Here is a 15,470-nt window from a genome sequence, read left to right as displayed (position 1 = left end):
GGAGTAGAAAATGGAACAAACTTGGCGTTGGTATGGGCCGAATGACCCAGTATCTTTATCTGATATTCGACAAGCAGGAGCAACAGGTATTGTGACTGCATTACATCATATTCCAAATGGTCAAATTTGGAGTATTGATGAAATTGAAAAACGTAAAGCATTAATTGAGCAAGCGGGATTAACATGGTCTGTGGTAGAAAGTGTCCCTGTACATGAAGAAATTAAAACGCAGACAGGGAACTATCAACAATGGATTGATAATTACAAACAAACTCTACGTAATTTATCTAAATGTGGTATTGATACAGTTTGTTATAATTTTATGCCAGTGTTGGATTGGACTCGTACTGATTTGGCATACCAATTACCAGACGGCTCTAAAGCACTTCGTTTTGATCAAATTGCATTTGCAGCATTTGAATTATATATTTTGAAACGTCCTGGTGCAGAGCAAAGTTATAGTGAACAAGAGCGCCAGGCAGCCAAAGCTTACTATGAAAAAATGTCGGCAGAACAAATTGAGCAATTAACAAAAAATATTATTGCTGGATTACCAGGTGCAGAAGAAGGTTATACCTTAGAAGAGTTTCAAGCCCAACTAGATCGTTATAAAGATATTTCTCCTGATAAATTTCGTACTCATTTGGCATATTTTTTACATCAAGTTGTGCCTGTTGCGGAGGAGGTGGGAATTAAACTAGCAATTCACCCAGATGATCCGCCACGTCCGATTTTAGGGCTACCTCGTATTGTTTCAACAATTGAAGATATGCAATGGTTTGTTGAGACAGAACCGTTATCAGCAAATGGATTTACAATGTGTACTGGTTCTTATGGTGTCCGTTCAGATAATGATCTGGTCAAAATGACAGAGAAATTTGCTGATCGTATTTACTTTGCTCATTTACGTTCTACTTGTAGAGAAGATAATCCTCTTAGTTTCCATGAAGCAGCACACTTAGAAGGGGATGTGGATATGTTTAATGTGGTAAAAGCATTATTAACGGAAGAGTATCGTCGTTTATCTAATGGCAATAAACGTTTGATTCCGATGCGTCCAGATCATGGGCATCAAATGTTAGATGATTTAAAAAAGAAAACGAATCCTGGATATTCAGCGATTGGGCGCTTGCGTGGATTGGCTGAATTTAGAGGTTTAGAACTAGGATTAAAGAAAGTTTATTTTGAAAATAAATAACAAACTAAAAAAGCTAGCAAATTGCTAGCTTTTTTACTAAGAAAGTTGTTTATCCTTTGAACTCATCTGATAAACAAGGTTGTAATTTATTGAGAATTTGTTTAGTGATGCGAGGTGCGCCTGCAACGATATGGCCAGAGGTGAGGTAACTGTGTCCGCCGATAAAGTCAGTTACAATACCGCCAGCTTCACGCACAATTAAATCTCCAGCAGCACAATCCCAAGGTTTGACGCCCATTTCAAAATAACCATCAACACGACCAGCTGCAACATAGCAAAGATCGAGCGCAGCAGAACCAGTACGACGGAAATCTGCACACTCTTCAATAAGAGCGGTAATCATATTGAGGTGAATTGGAATATAACGTTTTACTTTGAATGGGAAACCAGTTGCTAAAATAGCGCCAGTTAATTCATTACGACCTTCTAAGCGTAAACGGTATTCGTTGAGTTTAGCACCTTCACCACGAACAGCAGTAAAGAGCTCGTTGCGAATAGGATCATAAACCACACCAACTTCAGTACGTCCTTTTACACGCACCGCAATTGAAATGGAGAAATGCGGTAATCCTTTCACGAAGTTGGTTGTACCATCTAGTGGATCAATGACCCATTGTACGTCGCCTTCTTTACCTTCTAAAGCACCACTTTCTTCACCAATAATGGTGTGATCAGGGTAAGATTTACGGATAATTTCAATAATTGCTGCTTCAGAAGCTTTATCTATATTAGTTACATAGTCATTAGCTGATTTCTCGCTGGTTTGAATTTCATCAAGACGTTCAAAACCTTTGGCAACGATGTTGCCTGCTTTTCGCACTGCGCGAATAGCAATATTTAACATTGGATTCATTATTATCTCCACCAGATTTTAAAGAACAGTTTTTGTTTAAGTGATGTATGTAAAATCGGCGTGCATTATAGGGAAAGTTTAGGCAAATTGCGAGTAATTTTCTGGGTTTCATTAATATGTTAGAATTTGCCATCATTTTTTAAATAAAAACAAGTTTATGTCATTTGAACAAATCAAAATTGTATTAGTAGAAACTTCTCATCCTGGCAATATAGGTTCCGCTGCCAGAGCAATGAAAACAATGGGATTATCACAGCTTTATTTAGTATCCCCAAAAATTCTCCCTAATGAAGAGTCTATTGCTTTATCTGCAGGATCTTCCGATGTTGTAGAAAATGCAAAAATCGTCTGCTCTTTTGATGAGGCTATTGCAGATTGTACATTGGTTATTGGTACAAGTGCTAGAGCAAGACATTTAACAACAACAGCAATTACACCAAGACAATGCGGTATAAAAGCAATTGAAACGGCAGAAATGGGCAAAGTAGCGATTGTGTTCGGACGTGAGCGTATTGGTCTGACGAATGAAGAGCTTTTGAAATGTCATTACCATTTAAATATTCCTGCAAACCCTGAATATTCTTCGTTGAATTTAGCAATGGCGGTACAACTGGTCAGTTATGAAATTCGAATGGCTTATTTGCAATCGCAAACTGAAAATTGTTCACAAAAAGAGTATCCTATTGCAGCGCCGAGCGGTGTTGTTGCTGAGGATTTAGAATATTTCTTTGAGCGCACTGAAAAAGTGTATCAAGAGATTGGTTTTATTCAGAACAATGCGGTAATGAAAAAATTACGTCGTCTTTATTTGCGTACTGCAATCCAACGTAATGAGCTGAATATTTTGCAAGGAATGTTAACTGCCGTAGAGCAATTATTACCGTCGAAACATCGGAAATAACGATAGTTAAAAACGTTATTATAGATGGAATAATACTTGACTGTTTTAGTAGGTTATGTGAGAATTTTCCCCGTTTGAAACAAGGTTAGGGAATTTACGATGAAACTTACTTCAAAAGGACGTTATGCAGTTACCGCTATTTTAGATATTGCGTTAAATGCTGCTGATGGTCCTGTTACTTTATCGGATATTTCTGAACGTCAAAAAATATCACTTTCTTATTTAGAACAATTGTTTGCCAAATTACGCCGCCATGGATTAGTCAAAAGTACTCGTGGTCCAGGTGGTGGTTATCAATTGGGGTATCCTTGTGAAGATATCTCAATTGGTATGATTATTTCAGCTGTTAATGAAAATGTACAAGCCACTAAATGCCGCAGTAAGGGAAATTGCCAAGATGGTGTGCAATGCTTAACCCACTCTTTATGGCAGAAATTGAGTGATCGTATCGAAGATTTTTTAAATGAAATTACTGTTGCTGAATTAGTGAGTTCTCAACAAGAAAAAATGCAAAAGCGTTATCGTGCTGAAATCAATGTCCAGCAACAATTAGAACGTATTGAAAATTAAGAAAGTATTCTTATCGGAGTGAAAATGAAATTACCTATTTATTTAGACTATGCGGCAACCTGTCCAGTCGATGAACGTGTTGCTAAGAAGATGATGGAATATTTAACAATAGATGGAACTTTTGGTAACCCAGCATCTCGTTCACATAAGTTTGGTTGGCAAGCAGAAGAAGCAGTAGATGTTGCGCGTAATCATATTGCCGATTTAATTGGGGCAGATGCGCGTGAGATCGTATTTACTTCAGGTGCAACAGAATCGGATAACTTGGCGATCAAAGGTGCTGCGCATTTCTATCAAACGAAAGGTAAACATATCATCACCTGTAAAACAGAACATAAAGCGGTATTAGATACTTGTCGTCAATTAGAACGTGAAGGTTTTGAGGTTACTTATTTAGCGCCAAAAGCAGATGGCTTAATTGATCTTGAAGAATTAAAAGCAGCGATGCGTGATGACACCATCCTTGTTTCTATTATGCATGTAAATAATGAAATTGGTGTTATTCAAGATATTGCCGCGATTGGTGAAATTTGTCGTGAACGTAAAGTGATTTTCCATGTAGATGCAACGCAATCTGTGGGTAAATTACCGATTGATTTATCAACATTAAAAGTAGATTTGATGTCAATGTCAGGACATAAACTCTATGGACCAAAAGGTATTGGTGCATTATATGTGCGTCGTAAACCACGTGTACGTTTAGAAGCGATTATCCATGGTGGCGGTCATGAAAGAGGAATGCGTTCAGGTACTTTACCAGTGCATCAAATCGTAGGTATGGGTGAAGCTTATCGTATCTGTAAAGAAGAAATGGCAACAGAAATGCCGCGTTTAACTGCATTGCGTGATCGCCTATATAACGGCTTAAAAGATATTGAAGAAGTGTATGTGAATGGTTCAATGGAACATCGTGTTGGTACAAACCTTAATATGAGTTTCAACTATGTAGAAGGTGAATCATTGATGATGTCTTTACGTGATATCGCGGTTTCTTCCGGCTCTGCGTGTACTTCAGCAAGTTTAGAACCTTCTTATGTATTACGTGCATTAGGTTTAAATGATGAATTAGCACATAGTTCAATTCGTTTTACCGTAGGACGTTACACTACAGAAGAAGAAATTGATTACACGATTGAGTTAGTGAAAAAAGCGGTGGCGAAATTACGTGAGCTTTCTCCACTTTGGGATATGTATAAAGAAGGTGTTGATTTCAGCACCGTTGAGTGGTCTGCACATTAATTGAGGAGTGAATTATGGCATACAGTGAAAAAGTGATTGATCATTATGAAAATCCACGCAATGTCGGATCATTCGATAAAAAAGATCCAACTGTTGGTAGTGGAATGGTTGGTGCGCCGGCGTGTGGTGATGTAATGCAGTTACAAATTAAAGTCAATGATAACGGCATTATTGAAGATGCAAAATTTAAAACTTATGGTTGTGGTTCTGCCATTGCTTCTAGCTCATTAATTACTGAATGGGTAAAAGGTAAATCTTTAGATGAAGCACAAGCGATCAAAAACAGCGACATTGCCGCAGAATTAGAATTACCACCAGTAAAAGTGCATTGCTCAATTCTTGCGGAAGATGCAATTAAAGCAGCAATCGCTGACTATAAAGCGAAAAAAACAAAATAAGATTTTTAGGTGTTATCAGTAGATAACACCTTTTCCTGTTTGAGGAGCAAAATATGGCAATTTCATTGACTGAAAGTGCAGCGCAACGAGTAAGAGATTTTCTTGCAAATCGTGGAAAAGGGATTGGATTACGTCTGGGGATTAAAACATCAGGCTGTTCAGGTTTAGCTTATGTTTTAGAGTTTGTAGATGTATTAAATGAAGATGATCAAGTGTTTGAAGATAATGGCGTAAAAATCATTGTTGATAATAAAAGCTTGGTCTATTTAGATGGTACTCAATTAGATTTTGTTAAAGAAGGTCTAAATGAAGGGTTTAAGTTTACTAACCCGAATGTGAAAGAACAATGCGGTTGTGGTGAAAGTTTTCACGTTTAATTGTTAAAAATATCTTATTGAAATACTATGTTTAATCCATTTGAATTGTTTTCTCTGCCAGTCAGTTTTCAACTCGATCTTGCAATGTTATCTCAGCAATACTTACAGTTACAAAAACAGCTACATCCTGATAATTTTGCGGCTGCCAGTGAGCAAGAACAACGTTTAGCATTACAGAAATCAACCCAAGTTAATGACGCTTATCAGATCTTAAAAGATCCTATTTTGCGTGCAGAAGCGATTTTGAGTTTAGCATTACAAAAGCCAGTAGATAATGAAAATACAACGCATGATTTGGCATTCTTAATGCAGCAAATGGAATTGCGCGAACAACTAGAAGAAGCGGAAGCGCAACAAGATGAGCAAAAATTGGCTGATTTACAACAACAAACAGCAGCAAGTTATCAGCAAAATATCGCAGTATTAGCTGAAAAAATTGCTCAACAAGATTGGACTGGCACTAAACAAACCATCGATCGTTTGAAATTTATCAAAAAATTACAACAAGAAATTGAACGTTTAGAAGAAAAATTATTTGATTTTTAATTGTGGGAAATAAGGCAAATGGCATTATTACAGATTGCAGAACCAGGACAGAGTGCTGCACCTCATCAAGCAAGATTAGCAGTTGGTATTGACCTTGGTACAACAAATTCATTAGTGGCGACTGTTCGTAGTGGGAAAGCAGACATTTTGTTGGATGAGCAAGATAGAGCATTGATCCCTTCTGTAGTTTATTATGGCGCTCAACAGCCGCTGGTAGGTGTTGAGGCGAAAGTTTATGCAGGGCAAGAACCCGATAATACGATTATCTCTGTAAAACGTTTAATGGGACGCAGTCTAGCTGATGTGCAAGCGCGTTATCCTAATTTGCCTTATCGTTTCCAAGCCAGTGAAAATGGCCTACCGCTAATTATTACTAAGCAAGGGTTACGTAGCCCTGTTGAAGTTTCTGCTGATATTTTGTCACGTTTAAATCAGTTGGCAGAACAACGTTTAGGTGGTGAGCTAGTAGGTTGTGTTATTACTGTACCGGCTTATTTTGATGATGCACAACGTCAAGGCACCAAAGATGCTGCTCGTTTAGCTGGTTTAAATGTACTACGTTTATTAAATGAACCTACTGCCGCAGCGATTGCTTATGGGCTAGATAGCGGACAAGAAGGTGTTATTGCCGTTTATGATTTGGGCGGTGGTACTTTTGATATTTCCATTTTACGTTTAAGCAAAGGCGTTTTTGAAGTATTAGCAACAGGTGGTGATACTGCGTTAGGTGGCGATGATTTCGATCATTTGCTAGCTGAGCATTTAGCGGCACAAGTTCAATTTACTCCAGAAACCGATCAACAAAAACGTCAATTATTAGATTTAGCTACTCAAGTTAAGATTGAACTCTCGGCTAAGGAACAAGTGACAGTACCAGTAAATAACCAAGATGTGACTGTTGCTCGTGCTACCTTTAATCAACTTATTCAACCGTTGGTAAAACGAACTTTGCTAGCGTGTCGTCGTGCATTGAAGGACGCGAATGTTGAGGTTAGTGAAGTGATTGAAACGGTGATGGTCGGCGGTTCAACACGTGTTCCTTTTGTGCGTGAACAAGTAGCGGAATTCTTTGGCAAAGCGCCATTAACCTCTATTGATCCTGATAAAGTTGTTGCGTTAGGCGCAGCAATTCAAGCGGATATTTTGGCAGGCAATAAACCAGATAGCGAAATGTTATTACTTGATGTTATTCCTTTGTCATTAGGGATTGAAACGATGGGAGGATTGGTTGAAAAGATCATTCCTCGTAATACCACGATTCCGGTGGCACGAGCACAAGAATTTACCACTTTTAAAGATGGGCAGACTGCAATGTCAGTGCATATTGTGCAAGGCGAGCGTGAATTGGTGCAAGATTGTCGTTCATTAGCACGTTTTAGCCTCAAAGGTATTCCACCTATGGTAGCGGGAGCTGCACATGTACGCGTAACTTATCAAGTCGATGCAGACGGATTATTAAGTGTGACTGCAATGGAAAAATCGACTGGCGTACACTCATCAATCCAAGTTAAACCTTCTTATGGCTTAACTGATGAAGAGATTACGCAGATGATTAAATCATCGCACGAAAATGCGAAAGCCGATATGCAAGCGCGTGAATTGGCTGAACAACGTGTAGAAGCTGCTCGTGTATTGGAAAATGTCTATAGTGCATTAGCAGAGGATGCACATTTATTAAATGAGCAAGAACTAGCTGACGTAAAAGCTGCATTAGAAAAATTAGAACAATTACAACAACAGGATGATAGCCAACAAATAGCGCAAGGAATCAAACAGCTTGATCAAGCAACTCGAGATTTTGCGGCAAGAAGAATGGATAATTCGATTAAGCAAGCGTTAGCGGGACATTCTGTTGAACAATTTGCTGAATAAAGGAAAGTTATATTATGCCGAAAATTGTTTTCTTACCTAATCAAGAACATTGTCCAGAAGGTATGGTAGTGGATGCTGCTAAAGGTGAAACTATTTTAGATGCTGCACTACGTTCGGGGATTGAGATCGATCATGCTTGTGAAAAATCTTGTGCTTGTACTACCTGCCATGTGATTGTGCGTGAAGGATTTGATTCATTAAATGAGAGTTCAGATCTAGAAGATGATATGTTAGATAAAGCGTGGGGTTTAGAGGTAGATAGCCGTTTAAGCTGCCAAGCTGTAGTAGGCGATGAAGATTTAGTGGTAGAAATTCCTCGTTATACTGTTAATCATGCAAAAGAGGAACATTAATAATGAAATGGCAAGATGCACAACAAATTGGTGAAGCGTTATATGAGCGTTTTCCTGATTTAGATCCAACCACAGTACGTTTCACCGATATGCACCGTTGGATTTGCGAGTTAGATGAATTTGATAATGATCCTGAAAAATCTAATGAACGTATTTTAGAAGCTATTTTTTTATGTTGGTTAGATGAATTTGAATAAATCATTACAATATAAAGCTCCCAAATTTAATTCAAAAGTGGGAGCTTTTGATTGATATATTTTCTTATGTAGAGAATTTAATAAGATCAATATAATATTTTATCATTTCGTAATCCCCTTCATTATTTATCCTATTTAAACTATATATTTTATTATTTTTTGTTTAATATGCTAAATTTCTTGTTTTATTTGGTATTAAATATTAGTTTTTATTGGTTAATTCCGTTTTTTATGTCGTGCATGAGATTTACAATTGTTTTTCATATGTTACAATCGGCGTCAAATTGCGCTGCAGTTTTACTCAGTTTTCTCAATTATTGTCATTACTGATTTAAAGGAAAAGTTATGAATCATATTTTTCGTGTTATTTTCGATCATACGAGAGGTGTGTTTATTGCGGTATCAGAATTAACTCGTAATAAAATTAAATCCTCAAAATCTTCTCGTTCTCTCAGTTCAACAAACCCGCCAAAACGTTTATTAAGCCTTTCTGCGATTGCTCTCCTAGTGGGGGGGGGTACTAGCACTTTATACTAATCCTGCTATTGCTAGTTATGGTGCTATACAATGGTGTAGCGATCATTCTAGCATAGGAATGGATTTGGGGGGGGGGGTACAGTGTCTGTAAGATACCTTCTGACTCAGTGGCTTTAAATTATGGTGGAGAACATACCGGTAGTAATTCTGTTGTTATTGGGAGACAAGCAAAGGCAAAAGCAACAGGTGTTATTGCTGTTGGTTATCAGGCTAATGCGACTTCCGATTATACTACAGTTCTTGGCTATCAAGCGGAAGCAAGTTCTAATAACTCTATCGCTATCGGTTATAACAGCAAAGCAAAAAACAATGAATTTGTTACTGTTGTAGGATCGAACAGTAGAGGCTACAATACACAAGCAAGCGTATTTGGAAGTTCTTCTGGCGCTTATGCGCAAGCAACAGCGATCGGGAATGATGTTTATGCCTATGGGCAAAGTTCTGTTGCGCTAGGGAGCGATGACTTACTCGGTAATGATTATAGTAATGCGAGTATGAAGTCGAAATTTGGCGACCAATTAGAAAGCGGAGTAATTGATACAATCTATAACTCTCTTAGAAATGATAGGAATTTTTTTGATTCAGAGGGTGTATTTGATAATAAATATAAAGGCGATAAAGCTATCTATTCGCCAACTTATGCTGGTGGTCGTGGTGCGATTGCGATTGGTTCGCGTACCGTAGCAGCGAAAGATTTATCTACGTCTTTAGGTTCACTCTCTTTTGCTTTAGCCGAGCGTTCTACTGCGGTAGGTATTCGCTCTTTTGTTGAATCAAGCGCCATTGGTGGAACAGCGATCGGTGAACGTTCCTCAGTATTTGCTAGCAACTCGGTAGCGATTGGTAACCGTACTGAATCCACCAATACAGGTACCGTTTCCTATGGTTATTTAGCCAAAGCGGTAGCACAAAACTCAATAGCGATTGGGAATAGGGTAGCAGCAGGAGCAAAATTTAATGCTACTATAACTGCTGCTGATAACCCAAATGACAGCACCACTTTTAATCTTCAAAAACAATATGAAACAGTAAATGCAGCGGGAGTTGACAATATTAGCTCTGCTTTAAATGAGTTTAATACAAAATTAAATAAGATGTTAGAAACTGACTTACCGCTCGTAAAAGAAAATAATACTTATTTGACGTTTGGTAATGGCAGCAAAGTACAAAAAACCAGTACCTATATGACGGATAACAACACTGCTTCGAAAAATGCGATTGCGATTGGTAATTCCTCTTTTGCGGTGAAAGAAAACTCGCTAGCGATGGGCTTTGGTACTTTGTCTGATGCAGATAATTCGTTTGCACTCGGTTCTTACTCTTATGTAAAAGCGGGCGCCAATAACTCAATTGCAATAGGGGTGGCGACAATCGTGAGTGGTGCTAACTCTTTTGTAGCAGGGGTAATGGCAGGAACAACGGCACAAAATACCACTGTATTAGGGACATCAGCACGAGGAACAATTCAAAACTCAGTCGCTTTAGGTTATCGTTCGCAGACGCTCTATTTTTATGATAATACGTTAAATGACAGCCAACAGCGTATTGCTACCACCACTGGAACCTCGGCATTAGGTTTAACAGCCTACGCACCTGTGGGTTCTACCTATAAGCCTGTATCTTCTGATAGTGCTGGGGTTGTTTCTGTTGGTGGTTGGGTTGATAGCGGTACGATTGGAACTCGCCGTATTATTAACCTTGCACCGGGGGCGTTGGATACCGATGCGGTCAATGTTGGGCAATTACGCCAATTAGAATCGGTACAGAAAGAAGCTAATATGGTTTATATTGATACCAAAACAGGCGTTAAAGTAGGCAAAGCAACTGATGGTAAGTATTACCCGTTAGATCAATATAATGTGCCGAACACTGCTGCAACGGTAGTGGAGCTTGCTAATATTGCGATTGCAGTAAAAGATTTGTCTGGTGATACTGTAGCGAATGTTGATGCTGGCAATAGTCAGCAAGCAGCTAAAGCAGGTACGAGAGCATTTGCCTATGAAAATGTGGCAAAGGGCATTATAGAAGCAGAAAATACCACCAATAGCCAAAAAACGAGACAAGGACACCAAGCTATTAATGGCGCACAATTTAATCAACTTGGCGTAACTATTTTAGGCTTGACGCTGGATAGTTATAAAACAGGCTTTACTACGCAGACCTTTACTGCGATTAATGCAGCATCAGCAACCGCACCAACTACCTATAAAGGGGCGATTTATGATTTAATCACGGCGGTGAATAAAGGGGTTAAAGTCAATAACCAGAAGATGGAGCTTGGTGGTAATTTAACAATTCAAGGTACGACGAATGAGATCAATGTAACAACTTCAACCTCGGGTGATCCAACAATAACTGTTGCTTTAGCAGATCAAGCTAAAGCTTCACTGAAGAAAGCTGATACTGCCTTACAAGCTTTTAAATATAAGGCGGGAAGTACAGAAAAAACAATTAATCAAACTACCAATACTCTTGAATTTGTCAATGGTACTAATACGACGGCTGAAATTGATTCTAGTAGTAAAGTCAAATTTAACCTCAATGCAGACTTAACGGGAATTTCATCAATTTCTCAAGGGAATACTAAGGGAACTGGAGTGAGTATTTCATTGAACAGTGATTCTTTAGTTCTATCTGGTCCTCAAAAGGGTGCAACGCTGACACTTGATGCAAATGCCATTACTGCCAATAGTAAAAAAATGACAGGTCTAGCAAATGGATTGATTAACGACAGTTCTACCGATTCAGTTACAGGTCAGCAACTTTACTCGCTATTTATTGATCCAGCTAAGATAACGACTGATCAAACAAAAGCAAAAGAGGAAGATCCATCAATTAATGAGCAAGCAAAAGCCAACTGGAAATCTTGGTTAGGTGTTAGCAGTTTAGACTTTACTTATAAATCCAATGGTGGAAAGACTACGAGTACTAAGAAAACAGTAAGTCTATCTGATGGATTAGATTTTACCAACGGTACTAATACAACGGCGGAAATAGCGGATAGTGGTGTGGTGAAGTTTAACTTAAATAAGGATATTACCTTAGGTGCAAGTAAAACTGACACAGGTTCATTAACCATTAATACTTCAGCAGGTGCATTAGCTTTAACTAACGCAGGTAAAATCACTGGGTTGCAAGATGGAGAAATTTCTGCGACATCAAAAGAGGCAGTGAATGGAAGCCAGTTAAAAGCAGTTGCTGATTTAATTGCTAATGTGAGCGATAACAGCGGTAAACCTGTTTATGATGTGAAGAAGTTAACTTTTAGCGGTGATAGTAATCCTGCTGAGGAAAAAGATTACTATAAACGTAGTTTAGGGGATACAGTTGTCATTACAGGTCATACATTAAGCACAAATGATAAAATTGATGATTATGTTGCGACAAATGTTGCTACTAAAACAACTAGTAATGGTATCAGTATCCTATTTGCTAAAAAACCAACTTTTGATGGAATTGAATTAGGGAAGATCAGTTTAACTCCACAAGAAATAACTGGAGAAAAAGCGGGATTAAAATTGGTATTAGGTAAAGTTGGTGGTACTGCAACAGATTATGTTTCTTTATCTGGTTTAGCGAATGGTTTAGTAAAATCAGATTCAACGGAGGCGATTACTGGTCAACAACTTTACGCGCTATTTTTTGATCCAGCTAAGATAACGACTGATCAAACAAAAGCAAAAGGGGAAGATTCATCAATTAATGAGCAAGCAAAAGCCAACTGGAAATCTTGGTTAGGTGTTAGCAGTTTGGACTTTACTTATAAATCCAATGGTGGAAAGACTACGAACACTAAGAAAACAGTAAGTCTATCTGATGGATTAGATTTTACCAACGGTACTAATACAACGGCAGAAATAGCGGATAGTGGCGTGGTGAAGTTTAACTTAAATAGAGATTTAACCGATATTTCTTCAATATATCAAGGAAGCAGTAAAGGTAGTGGAGCAGGTTTTGCTCTAACGAGTGACACTCTAACGATGCAAGCTAAGGCTGGAGGTTCAACATTAAAACTAGATAGTAATGGAGTAACTGTAAACAGTAAGATCACTGGGGTAATGGCAGGTACTATTGGGAAAGACTCTTCTGATGCTATTAATGGTAGCCAGTTATGGAAAGTATTAGGTTTTGATCCAGATAAGTTATCTACAACAGGTATTGGAAACACTGGTAAGTCAACAATTGCTGAAGCGATTGCTTACTTAAAAGAAGGTTTTAAAATTTGGTCTGATGATAACAAATCTAATCATAGTAATGGTGGTAATACCTCTAATAACGGTGGTAATACTTCTAATAATAGTGATAGTGGTAATGCTTCTAATAATGGAGATAATACTGCTAATAATGAAATTAAGGTACCAATTGGTGGTGAGGTAGGTATTAAAGGTGATGGCCGTAATACCACAACTCGTGTTGTTGATCAAAATGGTAAAAAAGCAGTTGAAATTAGCCTTAATGATCAAGTGTCATTCGGTAATGATGGCAAAGATGGAAAACCAGCGACTGATGGTAAAGTTACAATTAAAGGAACTAATGGAATTACCATTGAAATTGATGGTAAAACGGGAGCGATTAATATTGTTGGCCAAGATTCAAGTGGACAATCTGGAACAATTAATATTGCTAGCCAAAAAGCAAGTGCAAAAATTGGTGTAACAGAAGCCACAGATAACAATACACAGCTTGATGGTACAAAAGTTTCTCGCCTAAGTTATCAAAGCGGTAATGGTGGTGGAACAGCATTTAATCCACAACCTATCCAAATTGCTACTATGAACGATGGTTTGAAATTTACCACAGATAGTGGTGAGATGTTGAAAACACTTAATCAAACTGTTTCTATTGTAGGAGGGCAAACTGGTACAGATGGTGCGAAAAATATTGAAACTGTTGCTAAAGATGGTCAAATTCAAGTGAAACTTCAGGAGAAAATTAATTTAGGCAGCAAGGGATCAATTACTGCAGGCAAAATTGCCATCAATAATGATGGACGTATTAGTGGTTTAGCCGATGGAAAAGAGTTAAACGATGCTGTGACAGTTCGTCAGTTAAAACAAGTTAATAATGAAACCAAGCAAGAAATTATTAATTTGAATAAGCGTGTTAACAAATTAGCTACGGAATCTAGGGCTGGTATTGCAGGAGCAATGGCAATTGCTGGGTTACAAACTTCTGCAATAGCTGGACGTACGGTTGTATCAGTTGGGACAGCGACATTTAAAGGTGAAAACGCTGTTGCAATTGGTATTTCTAAAATATCCGATAATGGTAAGTTAGGTATTCGTATTTCAGGTATGAGTGATAGTAGCGGAGATCGAGGAGGTGCTATTAGTGTTGGTTATGGCTGGTAAATAATTCCAATGAGGAGGTGTATCGGAAGATACACCTTTTTAATAGTTAATGTTTAAATCTAAAATGATGATGTCGTCCAAATAAGAAATGTAAGATCTCTTTTCCAGATACCGTCAAAATAATTGCGGAAAGAATTAACACAATGCCAAGGAAAATTCTCGCCGTCATCTGTTCGTTAAAAATTAAAACACCGACTAATAAAGCAGTGATTGGTTCTAAAGCACCAATAATAGATGCTGTTGTTGGCCCAATCATTTGGATAGAGTGATTCATCAAGATTAAAGAAACAATCGTAGTAAAAACAGCTAACCCCAAGACATTAAAGATTAATGTTGGCGTGAAATCCATTGGTAATGCAGTACCAAAATCAAGACGAATGAAAAAGACCAATGAGCCAAATAATAGACCGTAGAATGTGAGTTTTATAACAGGAATATTATGTAATGGCGATCTCTCTACTGCAATAATATAGATTGCATAAGTCAATGCAGAAATAAAAACGAGAAAGACACCAAACGGATCAAGGCTGGTGCCATTATCATTTTGGTAAAGTAATGAAACGCCAAAAATGACTAGAGTAATCGCCAGCATCGTAATCAGATTTAATCGCTCATGGAAGAACAGCACCATAATAATGGCAACCAATAGTGGATAAATAAACAAAATGGTTGAAGCGATGCCTGCTTCTATTAGTTGATAACTCACAAACAGTGTTAATGAAGAAACTGCGAAAGTTACCCCTACTAGCAATAATGTCAGTAACTCTTTTTTCGTTAGCGCAAATGAAATTTTTTGCTGATACATAATTGCAGCAAGAATAAGGCTAGCAACAAAGAAACGGTAAAAGAGTACAGCGTCAGCTGTTAAACCGATTTGGTATAACGGTAAGGTAAATAAAGGATTTAAACCATAGAAAAACGCGGCAATACAGCCGAAGATTAATCCTTTAGCAAGTTGTTTGGAAATCATTATTAGAACGGAAAAAGGAATAAAACAAAGATGTGGCTTATTATAGAACTCGTAAAAGATTATTCAATAGAAAGTGAGATTGGCTCGTGATTTTATTTAATCTTTACA

Annotated in this window: 14 protein-coding genes; 12 read left to right on the top strand and 2 right to left on the bottom strand. The window is 37.9% G+C overall.

Annotated features, from left to right (window positions below):
* Window positions 1–10: 10 nt before the first annotated feature.
* The gene (uxuA, locus tag NYR30_RS09930) at window positions 11–1,198 is read left to right on the top strand and encodes a mannonate dehydratase (RefSeq protein ID WP_066105940.1); all 1,188 of its coding nucleotides are present in this window, start codon (window positions 11–13) and stop codon (window positions 1,196–1,198) included.
* Between the two features lie 49 nt (window positions 1,199–1,247).
* Here uxuA and suhB read toward each other — a convergent pair whose 3' ends face one another.
* On the bottom strand, window positions 1,248–2,051 hold the full coding sequence (suhB, locus tag NYR30_RS09925) for an inositol-1-monophosphatase (protein ID WP_066105944.1): 804 nt from the start codon (window positions 2,049–2,051) through the stop codon (window positions 1,248–1,250).
* Window positions 2,052–2,208: 157 nt separating this feature from the next.
* Here suhB and trmJ point away from each other — a divergent pair, with 157 nt between their 5' ends.
* The 11 genes from trmJ to NYR30_RS09870 all read left to right on the top strand — a co-directional run bounded on the left by trmJ (window position 2,209) and on the right by NYR30_RS09870 (window position 14,392).
* Window positions 2,209–2,952, top strand: coding sequence for a tRNA (cytosine(32)/uridine(32)-2'-O)-methyltransferase TrmJ (gene trmJ, locus NYR30_RS09920; protein ID WP_302500866.1), 744 nt, complete (start codon window positions 2,209–2,211; stop codon window positions 2,950–2,952).
* A 99-nt stretch (window positions 2,953–3,051) separates the two neighbouring features.
* The gene (iscR, locus tag NYR30_RS09915; protein ID WP_066105950.1) at window positions 3,052–3,522 is read left to right on the top strand and encodes a Fe-S cluster assembly transcriptional regulator IscR; all 471 of its coding nucleotides are present in this window, start codon (window positions 3,052–3,054) and stop codon (window positions 3,520–3,522) included.
* A 24-nt stretch (window positions 3,523–3,546) separates the two neighbouring features.
* The gene (locus NYR30_RS09910; RefSeq protein ID WP_066105952.1) at window positions 3,547–4,761 is read left to right on the top strand and encodes an IscS subfamily cysteine desulfurase; all 1,215 of its coding nucleotides are present in this window, start codon (window positions 3,547–3,549) and stop codon (window positions 4,759–4,761) included.
* 14 nt (window positions 4,762–4,775) lie between these two features.
* Window positions 4,776–5,159, top strand: coding sequence for a Fe-S cluster assembly scaffold IscU (gene iscU / locus NYR30_RS09905; RefSeq protein ID WP_066105955.1), 384 nt, complete (start codon window positions 4,776–4,778; stop codon window positions 5,157–5,159).
* A gap of 53 nt (window positions 5,160–5,212) precedes the next feature.
* Complete coding sequence (gene iscA / locus NYR30_RS09900) at window positions 5,213–5,536, top strand: iron-sulfur cluster assembly protein IscA (RefSeq protein ID WP_066105958.1); 324 nt, start codon at window positions 5,213–5,215, stop codon at window positions 5,534–5,536.
* A 27-nt stretch (window positions 5,537–5,563) separates the two neighbouring features.
* A complete protein-coding gene (gene hscB, locus NYR30_RS09895; RefSeq protein ID WP_066105960.1) occupies window positions 5,564–6,082 on the top strand; it encodes a Fe-S protein assembly co-chaperone HscB in 519 nt (172 codons plus the stop codon).
* Between the two features lie 18 nt (window positions 6,083–6,100).
* The gene (hscA, locus tag NYR30_RS09890; protein ID WP_302500860.1) at window positions 6,101–7,954 is read left to right on the top strand and encodes a Fe-S protein assembly chaperone HscA; all 1,854 of its coding nucleotides are present in this window, start codon (window positions 6,101–6,103) and stop codon (window positions 7,952–7,954) included.
* Between the two features lie 14 nt (window positions 7,955–7,968).
* On the top strand, window positions 7,969–8,307 hold the full coding sequence (gene fdx / locus NYR30_RS09885; RefSeq protein WP_066105965.1) for an ISC system 2Fe-2S type ferredoxin: 339 nt from the start codon (window positions 7,969–7,971) through the stop codon (window positions 8,305–8,307).
* Between the two features lie 2 nt (window positions 8,308–8,309).
* Window positions 8,310–8,504 (top strand): Fe-S cluster assembly protein IscX, encoded by a 195-nt coding sequence (iscX, locus tag NYR30_RS09880; protein ID WP_302500857.1) that lies wholly within the window; start codon window positions 8,310–8,312, stop codon window positions 8,502–8,504.
* Window positions 8,505–8,849: 345 nt separating this feature from the next.
* Window positions 8,850–9,041, top strand: a complete 192-nt coding sequence (locus tag NYR30_RS09875) for an ESPR domain-containing protein (RefSeq protein WP_066112458.1) — start codon at window positions 8,850–8,852, stop codon at window positions 9,039–9,041.
* A 107-nt stretch (window positions 9,042–9,148) separates the two neighbouring features.
* Window positions 9,149–14,392 (top strand): YadA-like family protein, encoded by a 5,244-nt coding sequence (locus NYR30_RS09870; protein WP_302500855.1) that lies wholly within the window; start codon window positions 9,149–9,151, stop codon window positions 14,390–14,392.
* A gap of 46 nt (window positions 14,393–14,438) precedes the next feature.
* Here the strand turns inward: NYR30_RS09870 and NYR30_RS09865 are convergent, their stop codons facing one another.
* Entirely contained in the window at window positions 14,439–15,362 is a 924-nt protein-coding gene (locus NYR30_RS09865) for an EamA family transporter (RefSeq protein ID WP_302500853.1), read from the bottom strand.
* Window positions 15,363–15,470 lie beyond the last annotated feature (108 nt).

The organism is Gallibacterium salpingitidis (genome assembly GCF_030517105.1).
Lineage (GTDB): Bacteria > Pseudomonadota > Gammaproteobacteria > Enterobacterales > Pasteurellaceae > Gallibacterium > Gallibacterium salpingitidis.
The sequence above is the reverse complement of the archived record's forward strand: the minus strand, read 5'-3'. Positions and strand labels throughout refer to the sequence as shown.

Bases quoted from the DNA above. Each gene is read 5' to 3' on its own strand.
- uxuA (WP_066105940.1), top strand. From the start codon at position 11: ATGGAACAAACTTGGCGTTGGTATGGGCCGAATGACCCAGTATCTTTA.
- suhB (WP_066105944.1), bottom strand. From the start codon at position 2,051: ATGAATCCAATGTTAAATATTGCTATTCGCGCAGTGCGAAAAGCAGGC.
- trmJ (WP_302500866.1), top strand. From the start codon at position 2,209: ATGTCATTTGAACAAATCAAAATTGTATTAGTAGAAACTTCTCATCCT.
- iscR (WP_066105950.1), top strand. From the start codon at position 3,052: ATGAAACTTACTTCAAAAGGACGTTATGCAGTTACCGCTATTTTAGAT.
- NYR30_RS09910 (WP_066105952.1), top strand. From the start codon at position 3,547: ATGAAATTACCTATTTATTTAGACTATGCGGCAACCTGTCCAGTCGAT.
- iscU (WP_066105955.1), top strand. From the start codon at position 4,776: ATGGCATACAGTGAAAAAGTGATTGATCATTATGAAAATCCACGCAAT.
- iscA (WP_066105958.1), top strand. From the start codon at position 5,213: ATGGCAATTTCATTGACTGAAAGTGCAGCGCAACGAGTAAGAGATTTT.
- hscB (WP_066105960.1), top strand. From the start codon at position 5,564: ATGTTTAATCCATTTGAATTGTTTTCTCTGCCAGTCAGTTTTCAACTC.
- hscA (WP_302500860.1), top strand. From the start codon at position 6,101: ATGGCATTATTACAGATTGCAGAACCAGGACAGAGTGCTGCACCTCAT.
- fdx (WP_066105965.1), top strand. From the start codon at position 7,969: ATGCCGAAAATTGTTTTCTTACCTAATCAAGAACATTGTCCAGAAGGT.
- iscX (WP_302500857.1), top strand. From the start codon at position 8,310: ATGAAATGGCAAGATGCACAACAAATTGGTGAAGCGTTATATGAGCGT.
- NYR30_RS09875 (WP_066112458.1), top strand. From the start codon at position 8,850: ATGAATCATATTTTTCGTGTTATTTTCGATCATACGAGAGGTGTGTTT.
- NYR30_RS09865 (WP_302500853.1), bottom strand. From the start codon at position 15,362: ATGATTTCCAAACAACTTGCTAAAGGATTAATCTTCGGCTGTATTGCC.